General features: G+C 69.6%; 13 protein-coding genes and 1 pseudogene. 9 read left to right on the forward strand and 5 right to left on the reverse strand.

Annotated features, from left to right (window positions below; translation table 11 throughout):
- Positions 1-2 precede the first annotated feature (2 nt).
- Positions 3-1,097 (reverse strand): erythromycin esterase family protein, encoded by a 1,095-nt coding sequence (locus LV75_RS13070; RefSeq protein WP_253887141.1) that lies wholly within the window; start codon positions 1,095-1,097, stop codon positions 3-5.
- Between the two features lie 122 nt (positions 1,098-1,219).
- On the opposite strand from LV75_RS13070, the pseudogene LV75_RS35495 reads away from it, so the two are divergent.
- The 5 genes and pseudogenes from LV75_RS35495 to LV75_RS13090 form a co-directional block, all read left to right on the forward strand.
- Positions 1,220-1,372, forward strand: a pseudogene (locus LV75_RS35495) (MerR family DNA-binding transcriptional regulator); the annotation flags it as partial.
- A 33-nt stretch (positions 1,373-1,405) separates the two neighbouring features.
- Positions 1,406-1,894 (forward strand): MerR family transcriptional regulator, encoded by a 489-nt coding sequence (locus tag LV75_RS13075; RefSeq protein ID WP_308210939.1) that lies wholly within the window; start codon positions 1,406-1,408, stop codon positions 1,892-1,894.
- An 87-nt stretch (positions 1,895-1,981) separates the two neighbouring features.
- Entirely contained in the window at positions 1,982-5,581 is a 3,600-nt protein-coding gene (locus LV75_RS13080; protein WP_301319108.1) for an nSTAND1 domain-containing NTPase, read from the forward strand.
- Positions 5,582-5,679: 98 nt separating this feature from the next.
- Positions 5,680-6,360, forward strand: a complete 681-nt coding sequence (locus tag LV75_RS13085) for a hypothetical protein (RefSeq protein WP_253887143.1) — start codon at positions 5,680-5,682, stop codon at positions 6,358-6,360.
- Between the two features lie 617 nt (positions 6,361-6,977).
- Positions 6,978-8,531, forward strand: coding sequence for a M4 family metallopeptidase (locus LV75_RS13090; protein WP_253887144.1), 1,554 nt, complete (start codon positions 6,978-6,980; stop codon positions 8,529-8,531).
- Positions 8,532-8,592: 61 nt separating this feature from the next.
- Here the strand turns inward: LV75_RS13090 and LV75_RS13095 are convergent, their stop codons facing one another.
- On the reverse strand, positions 8,593-9,129 hold the full coding sequence (locus LV75_RS13095; protein WP_253887145.1) for a GNAT family N-acetyltransferase: 537 nt from the start codon (positions 9,127-9,129) through the stop codon (positions 8,593-8,595).
- 216 nt (positions 9,130-9,345) lie between these two features.
- Here LV75_RS13095 and LV75_RS13100 point away from each other — a divergent pair, with 216 nt between their 5' ends.
- The gene (locus LV75_RS13100; protein ID WP_253887146.1) at positions 9,346-11,436 is read left to right on the forward strand and encodes a tetratricopeptide repeat protein; all 2,091 of its coding nucleotides are present in this window, start codon (positions 9,346-9,348) and stop codon (positions 11,434-11,436) included.
- Between the two features lie 302 nt (positions 11,437-11,738).
- Here LV75_RS13100 and LV75_RS13105 read toward each other — a convergent pair whose 3' ends face one another.
- Entirely contained in the window at positions 11,739-12,503 is a 765-nt protein-coding gene (locus LV75_RS13105; RefSeq protein WP_253887147.1) for a hypothetical protein, read from the reverse strand.
- 213 nt (positions 12,504-12,716) lie between these two features.
- Between LV75_RS13105 and LV75_RS13110 the strand changes: the two genes are divergently transcribed.
- The 3 genes from LV75_RS13110 (at position 12,717) to LV75_RS13120 (ending at position 15,152) form a co-directional block, all read left to right on the forward strand.
- Entirely contained in the window at positions 12,717-13,226 is a 510-nt protein-coding gene (locus tag LV75_RS13110; protein WP_253887148.1) for a SigE family RNA polymerase sigma factor, read from the forward strand.
- Positions 13,223-13,909 (forward strand): hypothetical protein, encoded by a 687-nt coding sequence (locus tag LV75_RS13115; RefSeq protein ID WP_253887149.1) that lies wholly within the window; start codon positions 13,223-13,225, stop codon positions 13,907-13,909. Before LV75_RS13110 ends, LV75_RS13115 begins: the two co-directional genes overlap by 4 nt.
- Before the next feature lie 115 nt (positions 13,910-14,024).
- Positions 14,025-15,152 carry a serine hydrolase domain-containing protein gene (locus LV75_RS13120; protein WP_253887150.1) on the forward strand — a complete coding sequence of 376 codons (1,128 nt, stop codon included), beginning with the start codon at positions 14,025-14,027 and terminating at the stop codon, positions 15,150-15,152.
- A gap of 1,082 nt (positions 15,153-16,234) precedes the next feature.
- On the opposite strand, the gene LV75_RS13125 is transcribed toward LV75_RS13120, so the two are convergent.
- Positions 16,235-16,990 (reverse strand): ABC transporter permease, encoded by a 756-nt coding sequence (locus LV75_RS13125; RefSeq protein ID WP_253887151.1) that lies wholly within the window; start codon positions 16,988-16,990, stop codon positions 16,235-16,237.
- Complete coding sequence (locus tag LV75_RS13130) at positions 16,987-17,898, reverse strand: ATP-binding cassette domain-containing protein (RefSeq protein WP_253887152.1); 912 nt, start codon at positions 17,896-17,898, stop codon at positions 16,987-16,989. The genes LV75_RS13125 and LV75_RS13130 overlap by 4 nt, the downstream gene beginning before the upstream one ends.
- Between the last annotated feature and the right edge of the window lie 35 nt (positions 17,899-17,933).

Genomic DNA, 17,933 nt, shown 5'->3' on the forward strand with positions numbered 1-17,933 from the left:
GATCACCAGTACCGGTACTGCTTCCCGTCGGTGTCCGCGACGAAGATGACCGCATCGGTGCCGTCCAGCTCGGCCGGATCCAGCGGGATGTGACCGCGCACCATGGGTTCGCCCGCACTGAGCGGCTCCGGGAGTGCTGCGCGCAGGGCTGGCGTCGGGAACAGCGCACGGCGGGTGGTCGCCTCGGCCAGCATGCCCTGGAGGGTCCCCGGTGTGCTGCGCGGGTTGGCGTCGGTCACCACGACGAAGTAGTCCTCGCCGAGGGCCTGACTGACCAGTGCGCCCGTGCGGCCGCGGCGGTTGAGGTGCATGTTGTGCGCGAACACCAGGCTCGGCCCCCGTTCCCGCTCGTCCGCGACGATCGCGAGCAGGTTGTCGGCCATCATCTCGCCGCGCACGTTGATCAGGTTCGCCATGCGGTCAGGAGTGTCGCCGGCCATCGCCGCGTGGTACCGCAGCAAACCCTGGGCGGTACGGGCGGCCGCCGGTGTCACAGGGCGTAGTGCGTCTGCCACCTCGTCAGCGATGGTGCGCAGAGCCCGGGCGCGGTCGGAGTCACCGATCGAGGCTGACGGGTCGTACATGGCTGCGGGGTTTGTCCAGTCCGCCTCGTCGCCCAGGAGCGCATCGAGGTCGTCGGTCGACGGACGGAGTGCGGCGGGGAGCAGTTCTATCGCCGAGAACAGCGCGCGGCGCGGACTCGGTGCGGCGGCGTACTCCGTGGGCGCGTCGAATCCGTAGAAGCGAACCCGGTCTCGCGGTGCGCGGTCGGTGTTGTGCTGCCGAAGCCATTCGACGAGCTCGCGGTTGCCCGGGACTGAGCCGAACCCGTGGCTGAACCCCTTTGCCAGCACCGTGTCAAGGTCGCCCACAGCCCCGTTGACGTAGTCGTCCACAATGGACGCGGCGAAGAAGTCGGTCTCCATCGCGATCGACCGGTACCCGTAGTCGACGAGGTGGCCGAGAAGCTCATTGCGCAGCAACGGGAACGCGGCGATCCCGTGCGTCGGTTCGCCGAGGGCCAACACGGCGGGCAGTTCATCGAAGACCTGCGCCAGATCACGAGCGATCCCACGCAGCGACGTCTCAGTGGACACAAGCACCCCTCTCGGAAGGAACTACCCTCGACGCTATCGTTGAAGACTCGGTTGAGACTTCGACCGATATCAGCCCAGGTTGTGCAGCCCTAAGCCTCAAACGGAGGTGCGCCCTGCGCCCCATCGACCTCGCCCGCGAACACGGCCTGTCCACCCAAGCCATCCGCAACTACGACGACGCGGGCATCTTCCCGCCAACCGACCGCACCGACACCGGCTACCGGCGCTACACACCCCTGCACGCGCAAGCCCTCCGCACCTTCCTCGCCCTCCGCGACGGCCACGGCCACCACCAGGCAACCGAGATCATGCGCGCCACCAACCGCGGCGACCTCGACTCCGCCTACCGCCTCATCGACACCACCCACCTCGCCCTCCACACCGAACGCGACACCCACACCAAGGTCGCCGCGGCCCTGGCCGACACCACCCCCACCCCACTCCACGGTCCACCCCTGACCACCTCCGAACTAGCCCGCCGCCTGGGCCTGCACCCGGCAACCCTGCGCACCTGGGAAGCCGAAGGAATCCTGCACCCCACCCGCTCCCCAACAACCGGCCACCGCCAATACACCCCCACCACAATCCGCGACGCCGAAATAGCCCACCAACTACGCCAAGGCGGATACCCACTCACCCGAATCGCCCAATTCATCGACTCCCTACGAACAGTGGGCGACACAACCACCCTAACCACATTCCTCACCGCCTGGCAGACCCGCCTAACCACCCGCAGCCGCAACCTCCTCACCGCCGCCGCCCACCTCGACGCCTATCTCACCCTCCTCGACCAGTAAGACCTGCGTTGATGTTGTTCAGCATCGCCATGGTGGCGCTGAACAAGGCGCTCGTGGACACTCGCACTGGGCGATATGGGGGAGAACATGAGTCGAACGGAGCGTCCGCTAGAGGGCGACGATGAACTAGTGCGGTTTGCGAGCGATTTGCGAGCATTGCGCAAAGAAGCGGGAAATCCGACTTATCGAGAGCTTGCCGCGCGAGCACACTATTCCATCGCGACGTTGTCGAGTGCGGCCAATGGACGGAGCCTACCCAGTCTCGCTGTCCTCCAAGCTTATGTGCGCGCGTGCGGGGGAGACAGCGGAGCGTGGGAGCGGCGGTGGCGTGCCCTGGCTGCGGAAGCCCCTGCGGAGGACAGCGGGGAAGCGGACCAGGAAGCGGCGCCATATCGAGGACTGGCCGCCTTCACAGCCGAGGACGCGGAATGGTTCTTCGGCCGGGAAGACGTCGTGACCAGCGTGGTCGACCGACTGGCCGGCGATCGCTTCCTGGCGGTCTTCGGAGCCTCCGGCGCGGGCAAGACGTCATTGCTGCGCGCCGGTGTCGTACCCGCTTGGCGACGCAAGGGCAAGCACGTCAACCACCGCCCGGTCATCGTCTTCACCCCGGGCTCCAGACCGGTGGAGGAGTGCGCTGTCCAGGTTGCCAACACGTTCGGCCACACCGTGCCCCAGGTGCTCGCCGACCTGACCGCGGGTCCAGAGAACCTGCACCGGTTGTGCCTGCAAGGCCTGGCAGGGCATCCCGACGCCGAGTTGCTGATCGTGGTCGACCAACTGGAGGAACTGTTCACGCTCTGCCACGACCACCACGAACGAGAACAGTTCCTCGCCATGCTCCTGGCCACCGCCCAGGCGCCGACCAGCCGCTGTCGGGTCGTGCTGTGCGCGCGGGCGGACTTCCTGCCGCACTGCGCGCAACACCCCGACCTCGCCACCGCGCTAAGCGCTGCGGTCATCACCTTCGGGCCAATGGGCACAGCCGACCTCCGCCGCGCGATCACCGCCCCCGCAGTGCACGCGGGCTGCGTCGTCGAAGGCGCTTTGGTGACCGAACTCGTGGCCCGGGCATCGGGGCAGGTGGGGATGCTGCCGCTGCTGGCGCACGCCCTGCTCCAGACCTGGCGCAAACGACGGGGCACCACCCTCACGCTGGACGGCTACCAGGCCACCGGAGGCCTGGAGGGCGCGCTCGCCCGCACCGCCGAGGCGATCCACGACTCGCTCACGCCCGCGCGGCAACTCGTGCTGCGTGCCCTGATGATGCGCTTGGTCGCCTTCGGCGAGGGGACCAGCGACACCAAACGACGCCTCCGGCGCCACGAACTCGACGGCTTGGCCGACATCGACCCGATGCTCGAGCAGATGGCCCGCGCGCGACTGGTCGTGCTCGACGAGCACACCGTCGAACTCAGCCACGAAGTCCTCATCGACGCGTGGCCGCGATTGCGCACCTGGCTCGACGAGGGCCGCGACGACCTGCGCGTCCAACGGCACATCACCGAGGCGACCGATGTCTGGCTGCGGCACGACCGCGACCCGGGTGCGCTCCTGCGCGGTGCCCGGCTCGCCGCCGCGGGCGAGTGGGTCGAGGCCAGGGGCGACCAGCACACCCTGAACCGGGATGAACACGAGTTCGTGCTGGCGGGCGTCGCCGCGCGCGCCAGGGAACGGCACACCACCCGCCGCAGGGTCCGGCAGTTGCGCGCGCTCGCGCTGGGACTCGCGGTCCTGCTCGTCGCCATGACCGCCATCAGCGTCGTCGCCCTGCGGCAACGCCACGAGGCGGTCGAGGCCCAGCGGGTCGGCCTGTCCCGCCAGCTCGCCGCCCAGGCCGAGGTACTCAGCGCGTCGTCCCCTGGGGAAGCCAGGAGTCTGGCCGCGCGTGCCTACCGCACCGCGTCGACACTGGAGGCCCGCAGCGTGCTGCTGAGCTTGTCCGCTCGTCGCCAGCAGCGGCAGACCTTCTCCTTGGGGAGCAACACGCTGATCGAAGTCGGATTCACCCCGGACAGCGCGGACGTCCGAATCGTTGACACCACGGGCGCCCAGTGGGGCATGAGGCTCGCCGACCACAAGATGTACGCGGGGGACTTCGGGTCCGAGCAGGCGACCGCGGCCGCGCTGAGTGCGGACAGCGGGGCGGTCGCGGTCGGCTTCCCCGGTGGCCGCTTGGTCGTGCGAGACGTGGCCGTTGGTGAGGGATCGGATGTGTGGAACCCGTCGACCAGTTCGGTGGCCACCATCGGTGCCATCGCGTTCGGCGCGGATGGCACCCGGTTCGCCACCGCTCACGAGGACGGCGGGATCCGGCTGTGGAACCGGGGAACCGCGTCCGAACAAGCGACGTTGGGCCACCTGCCTGCGACCGTTGACGCCCTCGCGTTCGCGCCGGACGGTCGTACCGTGGCGAGTGCCAGCCGGGACGGGGCCGTGACGCTGTGGAACACCGAGACCAAAGCCCGTGAGGCCGTGCTGACCGGCCCCGCCGTCTCGTCGCTCGGGTACAGCCCAACGGGGCACCTCCTGGCAGGGGTGGACGGGGCTGGGCAGGTCGTTCTGTGGGACCTCACCACTCGGGTCGCGATCACCCTCGACCACCAGGACGGCACGGCTCGTGCGCTGGCCTTCAGCACCACCGGCCTGCTCGCGGTCGCCATGTCGAACCAGCAGGTCGTGCTGTGGGACACCGAGCACCGGATTCCGCGCGCCACGCTGAGCGGTCACGAGACCGACGTGCACGCGGTGGCCTTCGACCGGACCGGGACCCACCTCGCCGTGGCCGGGGAGCGCGGGAACGTCGCGGTCTGGGACCTCACCCGGTCGCCGGTGATCCACGCGGGGCTGGTCACCGGACTCGCCTTCGACCCGCGCGGTGAGGTCTTGGCCGTGGCTGACTACGACCGCATGGCACTGTGGGACCTCGCGGACCGCAGGCCGCGCCAGGTGCTGCCCCGGCAGATCCTTGCCCTGGCCTACGACCCGTCCGGTGGCGGCCTGGCGACCGCCGCCCGCGATCGGCTCGAACTGTGGGACCCCGCTGACCTGCGCGCACCGCTGAAATCCGACCTCGCGCGCACCTTCACCCCCGACCGCCTGGTATTCAGCGCGCCGGGACAGGTGCTGGGCATCTCCGACGACACGCTCACCAGCTGGGACACCCGACGGCCGGACCCGGCTGTCCTGCGACCGCCCGGACCGGGGTACACGCACTACCTGAGCACCAACGGTCAGCTCGCCGCGGTGTCCGGCGATGAGTTCGCCCTCGCCGTGGTGGACCTCCGCACGTCAACGCCCAGATCGGTCCTGCCGGGGCACGAGGCCCCGGTGCGGTGGGCCGAGTTCAGCCCCGACGGCCGCGCGCTGGCCTCGGTCGACGCCAAGGTGCCGGTGGTGCGGGTCTGGGACCTCGACACGGGTGGGCGCACCGACCTTCCCGGGTACCGGGACTGCCCCGGCGAACCCCGCTTCAGCCCCGACCGGCGCCTGCTCGCCTACTGCGGCGTGGACAACACCATCACCCTCTGGGACAACACCCGGCGGGAACCGCTGGCCATCCTCAGTGGACACACCGACGCGGTGCGCGCGCTGGCCTTCAGCCCCACCGGCGACCGACTGGCCACCGCCGACAACGACGGCAACGTCCTCCTGTGGAGCACCGACGCCGACCACGAGGTGGGCTGACGGCGGTTCGGTCGCGCGAGCGGTTGTACGCGATCGTGTGAGCGGGGTCGTGGGGGAGGGGGGTGGCTGGTAGCAACAGGGCCATGAGTGCTGCGTGGATGAGAAAAGCGATGTTGTTGGCGGCCGTGTGCCTGGTGGCCTGGGGGCCGGTCGCCCAGGCTCGGGTGTTGGCGAGTTCGCCGATCACCGGGGCGGGGTTGACCATCGACTTCTACGGGGCGCTTGATCTTGGGGCTCAAGGGGTCACGGAGAGCACCATCGGCGGGTCCGGGCACATCGATGGTGATGTGAACCTGAAGGTCGCCAAGGGCAGTTCGATCTCGTACAGCCGCGCGTTCACCGGCGGTCGGGTCCTGCTGCTGGGCGGCGTCCGGCTCGCCAAGGGGGCCGACACCGTGCTGATCTCCGGGATGTCGGTGACCGTGGCGACCGGGGTGATCACCGCCAAGGTCGGTGGTCAGGCGGGGGTCCGGGTCGGCGTGGTCAACTCCCACACCACCGTCGAGGCCGTCAAGCGGGTCGGGTCGAGCACGGTCACCCTCAAGCTGGCCGAGGCCGGGATCACCCTCGACCCCGACTTCGCTGCCGCGGTCAACGACGCGCTCGGCACGGCCCTGACCACCGGCACGGCAGGCCGGGCCACCCTCGACGTCGACATCGACCTGGTTCGCGGCCACGCGCCCGACGCGGACCTGCTCACGGCCCTCGGCCTCGACGCCGACCTCGGTCTCGCCGAGCTGCTGGCCCTGAACCTGGACCTGGACATCAACCTCGGCTAGGGCTAACCCCAGGCCGAGGGCTCGCACAGAGACCACCGGTGACATCGCCTCCTCGAACCACGCGGTTCGAGGAGGCGATCGCGTTCAGGGTCACCCGCCACGACCGGCCCGCCGCGCCGAGACGATTCCGGTGCGAGCAGTCGAGTTCGGTATCCCAGTCGGCCGCCGATAGCGGTTTATCGCGCCGATGGTGACAACTCCGGAATCGCTTCAGTGGTCGTTCGTGAGGATTGTTCAACGCTACCGGAATGTTACCAGTTGCCAGGTAGTGGCTGGTCGGCGCCGGATCAGCCACCCGTTCCCGGCCATTCAGGGCCATATCGTCGGCACGCCCGACATCAGACCTCGGGATAACAGATTTCACAGTTCGGAAACCGCGGCGCGATCACAGCCGCTCTTACCTGGCGGTTCACTGAAATCACCACTTCTGGTCGATTTGCCGGATGTTGACAAACACCCATTCCCACCGCTGACTCCGTTGACCGCACCGCGACGGGCTCTGAATGCTCGTTGCGTTCGGTGACGAACGAGCACCTCCGCGTCGCCAGCACCGCCGCCGGGTGAGAGGCACCGGCGAGCTGTGCCGGGCACGCGTCCCTGCCCACGAGGAGAGCTCAATGAAGCGCACGACGATGACGGCCGGGGTAGCCCTCGCCGTACTCGCCAGCGGTGTGGTCGCGTTCGCGGCACCACCGGTGTTCGCAGGCCAGGACCTCAACCAGGCCCCGGACCGCCAGGCACTGGCGGTCTCGGCCGCCGACCGGGCCGCGGCCGGCGGCCTGGACGCCCTGGCCAAGGGCCCGGAGGAGGTCTACGCCAGGGACCTGGTCACCCCGTACCTCAACGACCTGTACTCGGTCAGCTACCAGCGCACCTGGCGCGGCGTCCCGGTCGTCGGCGGCGACGCGACCGTGCTGGTCAACGGCCAGGGCCAGGTCAAGGCCACGGTGGCCGGGACGAGGGCGGCGGTGGCCGTCCCCACCACCACCGCCAAGATCACCCAGGCCGCCGCCGAGCGGACCGCGCGCGCCGCGCAGGCCAGCACCGGCAAGGCCGAGCCGAGCAGGCTGGTCGTCAAGGTCACCGAGGACAAGCCCGCGCTGGCCTGGGAGCAGTTGCTGGTCGGCACCAAGAAGGACGGCAGCCCCAGCCACCTGACCGTGTGGGTGGACGCGACCACCGGCGCCGTGCTGGACCAGGTCGAGGACGCCGCGGCGGGCTCGCTCAACAGCGAGCTCAACGGCCAGGTCACCATCACCACCTCGAAGTCCGGCAGCACCTACCGGCTGCTGGACACGACCCGTCCCGGCCTGCAGTGCGCGGACTACGCGAACAACACGGTCTTCTCGAAGTCGACCGACTCCTGGGGCACCGGCAACGGCACCAGCAAGGAGACCGGCTGCGGTGACGTGCTCTACGCCGCGCAGCAGGAGTGGAACATGCTCAAGGACTGGCTGGGCCGCAACGGCCACACCGGCTCCGGCCGCAGCTGGCCCGCCAAGGTCGGCCTGAACCAGCTCAACGCCTACTGGGACGGCTCGACGGTCACCATCGGCAAGAACTCCGCAGGCAAGTGGATCGCCTCGATGGACGTCGTCGGCCACGAGTACGGCCACGGCCTGGACCAGAACACCCCGGGCGGCACGTCCCGCGAGGCCGGTCTCGGCGAGGCCACCGGTGACATCTTCGGCGCGCTGACCGAGGCCTACGCCAACAACGCCAAGGACCGCCCCGACTACCTGGTCGGCGAGACCGTCGACCTGCAGGGCCGCGGCCCGATCCGCAACATGTACAACCCGTCGCTGGTCAACAGCGACCCGAACTGCTACAGCTCCTCGATCCCCAACACCGAGGTGCACAAGGCCGCGGGTCCGCTCAACCACTGGTTCTACCTGCTGGCCGAGGGTTCCAACCCCGGTGGCGGCAAGCCGACCAGCCCGACCTGCAACAGCACCACGGTCACCGGCGTCGGCATCCAGAACGCGGGCAAGATCTTCTACGGCGGCATGCTGCTCAAGACCAGCGGCATGACCTACAAGAAGTACCGCGTCACCACCCTGACGGCCGCGAAGAACCTCGACGCGACCTGCAACCTGTACAACAAGACCAAGGCCGCGTGGAACGCGATCTCGCTGCCCGCCCAGGCTGGCGAGCCCACCTGCACCGCCTAGTACTCAGCTGAACCAGGTGGGGTGGGGCCTCGGTCCCACCCCACCTGTCGTCGCGTCCCGCTCACCCGGCCGTCCACACGCCGAACCACTGCTCGGCGCCGAACTCCTCGAACAGCTCCACCTCGTCGAACCCCAGCTTCCCCGCGAGGCGCACCGAGCGCTCGTTGGCGGTCTGGGTGCACAGCACCGCGGGCTCACCGGGAAACGCCGCGGCGAACCAGTCGAGCGCCGCCTCGCACGCCTCGGCCGCGTAGCCGAACCCCCACGTCCGCGGCTGGAACAGGTAGCCGAACTCGACCTCCTCGACGTCCGGCCGCAGCCGCCCTGGTCGCTCCGCCTCCCGCCTGCCGAAGGTGATCACCCCGACCAGCTCCCCGTCGAGTTCCACGACGAAGACACCGGGCCGCTGCCCGGGCACCTCGGGTGTCGAGCGCTCGAGCTCGGCGCGTGGCTGCGGACCACCCAGGTAGGCGTACACCTCCGGCGAGGCGAACAGGTCGATGAACGCCGCGCGGTCCCGGGTTTGCGACGCCCGGAGTACAAGCCGCTCGGTCGTGATCGGGTCGGGCGGCCAGGCAACGGGTCCGAGCTCGGTCATGGCGGGCAACCTATCGCACGCCGGGGATCACCGAGGTCGTCCGCCGCGTAGTCCACAGTGGTGAAGCGCCTTGCCGTCCAATGACTGTCGCCGCGACTCGGCGTGTTGCGATCGAACGGGTGAAGCAGGGGCGTTCGGGTGCTGGTGTCACGGTGGCGGGGGCAGCCTGGGTGCACGGTTGTGGCTCTGCGCGGGTTGTCGTGGAGGTGTCCGAGCATGGAGGCACCGGAGGGCTCGTCGTTGCCCGGTGGTGGGCAGGTCGTGCGCAGTGAGCTGGTCGCCACGTCGGTGGGGCGGGTGGTGCAGGTCGGCGTGGTGCACGGCGGGCTGCACCTGCACGGACCGCCCGCGGTGGTGCCGCGTCAGTTGCCCGCCGCCTCGGACCGGTTCGTGGCGCGGACAGCCGAGTTGGCCGAGCTCGACGCGGCGGGCGCGACGGTCGTGATCGGCGGGGCGGGCGGGATCGGGAAGACGTGGTTGGCGCTGACGTGGGCGAACCGGCGGGTGGGGCGGTTCCCGGACGGGCAGTTGTTCGTCGACCTGCACGGATTCAGCCCGGTCGAGGGGCCGATGGCTCCGGCGGTCGCGGTGCGGGGATTCCTTGACGCGCTCGGGGTCGAGGCGGGGCGGGTGCCGGACGGCTTGGCCGCGCAGGCGGCGCTGTACCGGAGTCTGGTCGCGGACAGGCGAATGCTGGTCGTGTTGGACAACGCGGCCACCACGGGGCAGGTCGAGCAGTTGCTGCCGGGCGGTCGCAGCGTCGTGGTGGTGACCAGCCGGGAGCGACTGGCCGGGCTGATCAGCCGCTACGGCGCGCACGCCCTGCGACTGGAACCGCTGGACGACAATGCGGCGTGGGCCCTGCTGGCCAAGCGGCTGGGGCGGGGGCGGATGACGGCAGCGGCGACCGAGCTGGTCGCGTTGTGCGGAGGGTCCGCGTTGGCGTTGAGCCTGGTCGCGGCCCGCGCCCAAGGGCAGCCACAGGTGCCGTTGACGGAGTTCGCGGCGGAGTTGCGGGAGTTCGGAGTGGACGCGCTCGACGATGACGACCCGACGGCCAGCCTGCCCGCAGTGCTGTCCTTGTCGGTGCGGGGGTTGTCTGACTCGGCGCTAAGGGTGTTCTCGCTGGTGGGTGCAGCTCCAGGTCCGGACATCAGCTTGCAGGCCGCCGCTGCCCTGACCGCGTTGCCGCTTCCCCGGATCCGCGCGGTGCTTCGCGCCCTGGAGGACGCGTCGCTGCTGACCCGGCACCCGGACTCGCGCTACTCGATGCACGACCTGATCCGCGGGTACGCGACGGCCACAGCGCGCCCTGACGAGACCACCGAGGCACTGCGTCGGGTGGTCGACTTCTACCTCCACACCGCCCACAGCGCCGATGTGTGCCTGTCCCCGCACCGCGCACCCATCGAACTTGACCCGCCTGCGCCAGGCTGCTTGCCACTCCAGCTCACCGATCAGACGGCCGCCCTGGACTGGTTCGAGGCCGAGCACCCGTGCCTGCTCGCCGCAGTCCGCGTCGCGGCCGACCACGGCTGGCACAAGGCCGTGTGGCGACTGGCGTGGAGCCTGAACACCTTCCACTACCGGCGCGGACACCTCCACGACCACCTCGCCCTCTGGCGGTCGGGCCTGGCCGCCGCCGAGCAACTCGGTGACCCTGCCATCGAGATTCACGCCCACCGGCAACTAGGTCGGGCATGCACGCGGATGCGCCGCTTCGACGAAGGTCTAACTCACCTGCGCCAGGCCCTCACCCGACTCGAGCAGGCGGACGACCGCGCCGGCATGGCCTACACCCACCAAGCGATCGCGTCCGCCTGGGCGCAAAGAGGCGACGACCACCAGGCATTGGAGCACGCCACCCAGGCCCTGCACCTGTTCCGCGCGCTGGGCATCGCCACCTGGGAAGCCATCACACTGACGATGGTGGGCGACCACACCGCCCGGCTGGGTGACCACGACCAAGCGCGCACCCAGTACCAAGCCGCCCTCGCCCTATACCGCGAACACAACAACCCCAGCGGCGAAGCAGACATCCGCTGCGGCTTGGCCTACATCGCCCACCACACCGGCAACCACACCGAGGCTGTCGACCACTACCAGCGAGCCCTGACCCTCTACCGCTCCCTCGGCGACACCTACGACATCGGCCCCATCCTGGACAAACTCGGTGACCCCTACCTGGCCCTCGGCGAAACCGACCAAGCACGCACGGTGTGGCGCGAAGCTCTGGCCCTGTACGAAAACCAGGGCCGAACCGAAGACGCTCAACGCCTCCACCACCAACTGGACGCCCTTGCCTAGGCGCCAGTTGGCGCGCACGATGGCCAGGCAACCAAAAACTCGGCCTCGACGCTCGGTCTACGGGTAGCGAGGTACGAGGCTGTGGAGTTCCCCGGAGTCGGCCTCCGGGGAACTCCACAGGAGGACTGGCCAAACAGTCGCGGGCGCCTTCAGCCCATCGCTTTGCCGCCATCGCGAGCGGCGCAGTGCGTTCGTGGCCGCGCGCGAGAACAGGCGATCGTCGTCAGTCCGATGCCCCGTCTACGAGGCACGATCCCTGTGGAGTTCCCCGGAGATCAATCCCCGGGGAACTCCACAGAGGACTAGCCGAGTAACCGTGCGTCGTTCCAGCCGCCGCCGATTGTGGTGCCCTGCCAGGGGCCGAAGACGCCGATCTGGTTCCATTCGACGAGGACGCCGTCGTCGCGGGCTACGACGAAGCGGAAGGGGGTGACGCTGGCCAGGAGGCGGGCGTTGCCCCAGCCGGGGCCGACGTAGGTGCTCGTCCAGGAGGGGGCGTTCCAGGCGTAGGTGTAGGCGCCGCCCGTGCCGTTGATGCCGAAGAACGAGCCCTGCCCGCGGCCGGTGATCTTGACCGAGCCGCCGGGGCTGACCCAGTACCCGGTCTGGGCGTAGTTGAGCTGGTTGCCGGGGGCGTAGTACTGCTTGAGGATCCCTCCGCTGGTCAACGCCATGAAGCTGCCCGGACCCAACCCGGTGATCTGGGTGACGTCACCCCAGCCGCCGCCGACGAAGTAGCCCTTCCAGCGGTCGTTGTCGGTGTAGTCCTTCTTCCAGTCCCACAGCGTGCCGTCGTCGCGGACCTGCAGGAGCTGGTCGGTGCTGAGCCCCGCGATGAGCCGCGTCCCCTGCCAGCCCGGCCCGATCAGGTGCGACTGGTACGTGCCGTACGGCTTGTCCCAGTACACCAGTTCGTAGTTCTGCCGGATCACGTAGAACCCGTTGTAGTCGTTCCCCGTCATAGCCGGTGTGACCGTCGGCCGCTCCGGCGCCGCCACCGCCGGACCAGCCAGCCCCACACCCGCGGCCACCATAAGCAGCGCGGCGAACACCATGCGCACTCTCAAGTCTTCTCCCCATGCTGAACAACCCCAGTAGTCCCGAACACCTTCACAGTACGTCGGGCCACTGACAGTTCTGCGCCGCTAGCCCGCGTCGACGTGAACGCCGGACTTCTCCTCGGACATGTCGGCATTCTGGCCAAGACCCGGCGGCGCGGCGACTTCCCGACGCGTGTCAACGCCGCGCGGGTGCCAAGTCGTCTTGGGGGCGGAGGTGTCATGCGCGCAGACCTTGAGGAGGACCTGGCCCCGTTCATCGCGGCCAGGTGGGGTTCACTCGTGCGGTCGGCCTGGCTGCTGACCGGGGACCGGGACAAGGCCGAGGACCTGGTCCAGACCGTGCTCGCCCGGCTGTGGCTGCGCCGCCCGGTGGCCGTCGACCTCGACGCGTACGCGCGGCGGGCGCTGTACACGACCTACATCACCTGGTGGCGGCGGCGCTGGCGGTTCGAGCACCCGACCGCGGAGCTGCCCGAGGTCGCGGGCGCCGCCGACCACGCCGAGGACGTCTCGCGGCGCTTGGTGGTGGACGCGGGCATGGCCCGGCTCAGCAAGCGCCAGCGCGCGGTCCTGGTGCTGCGCTACTTCGAGGACCGCACGGTCGAGGACACCGCGGTGGTGCTGGGGTGCTCGACCGGCGCGGTCAAGACGCACTCCAGTCGCGCCCTGGCCGCCCTGCGCGCCGACGACACCCTGCGCGACCTGGCCCGGCGAGGAGGCGACCGATGACCGAGGACGACGTCCGCGACCTGCTGACCACCGCCGTCCCCGACCTGCCCGCCCCGGCGGATCCCGTCGACCTGGTCCGCCGCCGGGCCTCCCGCGTGCGCGGCACCCGGATCGCCGCCACCGCCGCTGCCGCCGTGCTGCTCGTGCTCGGCGTGGTCGCTTTGATCCCCACCGCCGCGCCCAGCGCGCCCGCGGCGCCCATGCCCATGCCCGCGCCCGGCCCACCCAAGACCTGCTTCGCTCCCGACAACATCCCTGGTCCGAACGGCAAGGGAGCCCCCGGCCAGGTCGTCCCCGAGGGCGCCACCCGGGTCACCCTCTGCACCTTCACCCCGGACACCCAGAGCGCCCGCGTGGAGTGGGTCACCACCACCGCCACCACCAGCGGCGACCTCAGCCCCCTGATCGACACCCTCAACGGCTTCGACGACTTCGAGGAGCACCGGGACGCCCACCCCGGCGTCGAGGTGCTCGCCTGCAACCTGGCCCTCTCCCGCCAATACCAGATGATCTTCGACTACCCCACCGGCGGCCAGTGGTCGGTCCAATTCGACATGAACTGCGGCACCGTCACCGGCGGCGCGGTCATCCGGTACGGCAAAGTCACCGACGCCTTGAACGCCTTCAACACCCGCTATCGCGCTTCAGGTGGAGACGTTCCCCCGCCACCCTGGGACTGGTAGCGCCCTCCTGGGGTACGCCCCGGGACTACGGGAGATCTCCGGCTGATTCCTGAAGCGCGCGGTGCGGCGGTTCCGGTGTGCTTGTGGCACCGAAGCTCAACAAGAGGGAGTCAGCGTGCGCAGGTGGATGGCAATTGGGGCCGCGGCCGTACTGGTCGCGGTGCCCACGGCGACGGCGGTCGCGGACAGCCAGGTGGACAGCCGGGTGGGCAACCGGTCGGACGGCGCACTGCGGGAGTCGCTCGACGCGTTGGTGCGCTCGGGCGTGACCGGGGTGGTCGTCCGGGTGGATGACGGGCGGCGGGTCCAGACCATCGGCCGGGGGGTGACCACAGTGGACCCGCCGCGGCCGATCGGGACCTCGGCGGACTTCCGGATCGCGAGCGTCACCAAGTCGTTCGTGGCGACCATCGTGTTGCAGTTGGTGGACGAGGGCAAGGCACGACTGACCGACACCGTCGAACGGTTGCTCCCGGGCGTGGTGCCCAACGGCCGCGGCATCTCGCTGCGGCAACTGCTCAACCACACCAGCGGCCTGTACAACTACACCGACGACCAGACCTGGCTCTCGACCGCCCTGGCCAACCCGAGCCGCTCCTGGACCGGCCGCGAACTGGTCGCCGTCGCGGTGTCACACCCACCGGTGTCCCAGCCGGGTGCCCAGTGGGCCTACAACAACACGAACTACGTCCTCGCGGGCCTGATCGCCGAGAGGCTCACCGGCCGCCCCCTGGCGCGACTGGTGACCGACCGCATCACCGGTCCGCTTGGCCTGCGCGACACCTACTTCGCGACCGACACCCGAGTCCGCCCGGGCCACATCCACGGCTACCAGCCCAACCCCGACGGCACCTACACCGACACGACCACCTGGAGCCCCACCATGGCAGGCGCGGCGGGCGCGATGGTGTCGACCCCGCAGGACGTGTCCCGCTTCTACCGAGCCCTGCTCTCCGGCGACCTCCTCGCCCAACCCCGCCTCCGAGACATGCTCACCACCGTCGACGTTCCCGAACGCCACGGCGGCTACGGCCTGGGCATCTACTACATCGACACCCCCTGCGGCCGAGTCTGGGGCCACGCGGGCGACTTCCCCGGCTACCACACCATCGCCTACCAAGACCGCACCGGCCGCCGCAGCGCCACCCTCATGGTGGCGACAGACCTGGACCAGGACCCCGGTTCCCTCTTCGACAAGACCGTCAACACCATGGTCTGCCAGATGATGGGCAAACAGGGCTGACCTCACGAACCGCGGTGGCCGCGCTCCCCCGGAGTGCGGCCACCGCCGTTCTACATCCACACCAACCTCTTACCGACAGCCCAGCCCTCAGTACCACCCCAACCCCACATGGACCGACCTCAACCCATTCGGCTACCACCACCTATAGGAAGTCGCCAGCGCCAGCCCAACTCCCGCCAAGACCAGCCGCAGCCCCCCAGCCCGCCACCCACCTATAGGAAGCTGCAGCGCCAGCCCACCTCCGTAGGGTTCGGCCGCAGCCCACCTGTCCAGCCACCGGCTGCGGGAAGCTGTTGGTGTCAACCGGCCCCCGTCAGGTCCGCCCCAATCCACTTGGCCGACCTTGGACACCCGGACCCAACGGTGCCAACCCGCCCCCCGTCATGTCCGCCCCAACCCACCTGCCCAGCGCCTGGTTACTCGGAACGGCCGGTGTCATCCCAGCCCGCTCTCGTCAGCCCTGCCAACCCAGCGCCTGGACACTCGGACCCGGCGGTGCCAACTGGCCTTCCGTCAGGTCCGCCTCAGCCCACTTTCTCAGCACCTGGACAGTCGGAGTCGCTGGTGCCAAATGCTCGATGGGGTGGACCTGTTTTGTGTGGGGGGACGGCACCCGTAGCGTTTCCGCGCGGCAGGGCCAGTCTTTTGGGCCCCTGCTTTGCGGTTCTGCGTCGGGTGTCGTAGGGGCCCCGCACAAAACAGGTCCACCGCATCGAGCTTTTACGCATTGTCGCGGATCGGGCGCCGAGGTCGCCGCCAGGCGACGAGGCCGTCCGATCCCGGGTCGCGATGCCGGAGGCGAGCCGACCCGAAGGCACCGAACCCCTTCCCCCGCACCCCCAACCACGGCCTACGCCAAGATCAACCTGATCGAAAGCCCCCAAATACACAGCCTACCGCGCAGCACCGACACACCGGCAGCAGCGAACGACGCCCTGTGGACAACAGAAGACGTTGTGGACAACCACGCCCACAACAACCACTCTCAGCGAGAGCTCTAAAGCAACGACCAAGTGACAACCACGGCGGCCGCGCCCCCCAGGAGCGCGGCCACCGCAGTCATCATCCACAAGGGACCACCATCAAGCGTCTCGGCGCGCGACCGCTCGCACGCCGAGGTAGAGCGCCACTGCAACCCACGCCGTCATTGCGACGAGCGCACCCAGCGGCGAGAGGTGCGTCGACGCGCCGAGTTCGGTGGCTAGTTCTGAGGGCATCACGGCGGCGATGCGGGCGCCCCAAGGTTCTGGTAGCAGCAACAGGGGCAGCATCGGTACGCCGAACAGCAGGACCGCCATCGCCACAAGTGCGCCAGCTGTCGACTTGAGGAGCAGGCCTGCGCCGAAGCCGAGTAGTGCGATGACGGTCATCGCCAAGCCTTCGGAGAGGATGAGTGGCAGGCCGTCGGTCACCGATCCGAGGTCGCCGATCGCCCGGTTGCCGATGATCAGGCGGCTTGCCAGGAAGGTGAGGACCGCGACGATCTCGCCGACCACCAGGGTCAGGGCCGCCACCACGCACGCTTTGGCCAGCACCAGCTCGCGGCGGGCGGGGACCGCGGTGAGGCTGGTGCGGATCATCCCGCTGCCGTACTCGCTGGTGGCGGCCAGGATGCCTAGGGCAAGTAGGCACATCCGCACCACGAAGAGGACGTCTGTGCCGTCGCCGACGCCGCCGAAGCTGGAGCGTTCGGCTGTGGTGGAGGCGTCCCAGACGCCCGCTGAGATCAGGGCCATCGCGGCGCCGACGGCGATGGCGGCCGCGCAGGAGCCGACCAGTGCGGTGGTGGAGCGCACGGTGCGGGTCTTGACCGCCTCCGACGCGATGACGTCGATCATGGTGCGACCCTCTCCGCGCGGTACTCGGTGCTGTCGTTGGTGAGCTTGAGGTAGGCGTCCTCGAGGGTGTCGCTGCGCGGGGTCAGCTCGTGCACGGCCAACCGCGCCGCGAGTGCGATGCCGCCGATCGCCTCGGCGTCGAGACCGCCGACCGCGAGGCGGCCGTCCGGCTCGCGCTGCACGGTGGCGCCCTTGGCCTCCAGCGCGTGCGCCAGTTCCGGTCCGTGCGGGGTGCGCACCAGCACGTCGCGCTGGAACCGGGCGTTGAGGTCGGCGATGGACGCCTCGGTGATCAGCTTGCCCCGCCCGATGACCACGATGTGGTCGGCGGTGACCGCCATCTCGCTCATCAGGTGGCTGGAGACCAGCACGGTGCGCCCCTCGACCGACAGCGACCGCATGAGGTCGCGGATCCACCGGATGCCCTCCGGGTCCAAGCCGTTGATCGGCTCGTCGAACAGGAACGTGCCCGGGTCACCCAGCAGCGCGGTCGCGATGCCCAGCCGCTGCTTCATGCCGAGGGAGAAGCCGCCGACGCGTTTGTTCGCGACACCGCTCAAGCCCACCCTCTCCAACACGGCCCGCACCCGGGTCTTGCCGATCCCGTTGCTGCGGGCCAGGCAGTAGAGGTGGTTGAACGCGCTGCGCCCGCCGTGCACGGCACCGGCGTCGAGCAAGGACCCGACCTCGGTCATCGGTCGGGTGATGTCGGCGTAGCGCTTGCCGTTGACCAGCGCGGCACCGGAAGTGGGCGCGTCGAGGCCGAGGATGGTCCGCATGGTGGTGGACTTGCCCGCCCCGTTCGGGCCGAGGAAACCGGTGACGCAACCGGGCCGCACGTGGAAAGACAGCCCGTCGACGGCGAGAGTGTCGCCGTAGCGCTTGGTGAGCTCCCTGATCTCAATCATGGTGCTAAGGCTGCCCGCAGAACCGGGTCGGCGGA

This window comes from Actinokineospora diospyrosa, assembly GCF_024171925.1.
Taxonomy (GTDB): domain Bacteria; phylum Actinomycetota; class Actinomycetes; order Mycobacteriales; family Pseudonocardiaceae; genus Actinokineospora; species Actinokineospora diospyrosa.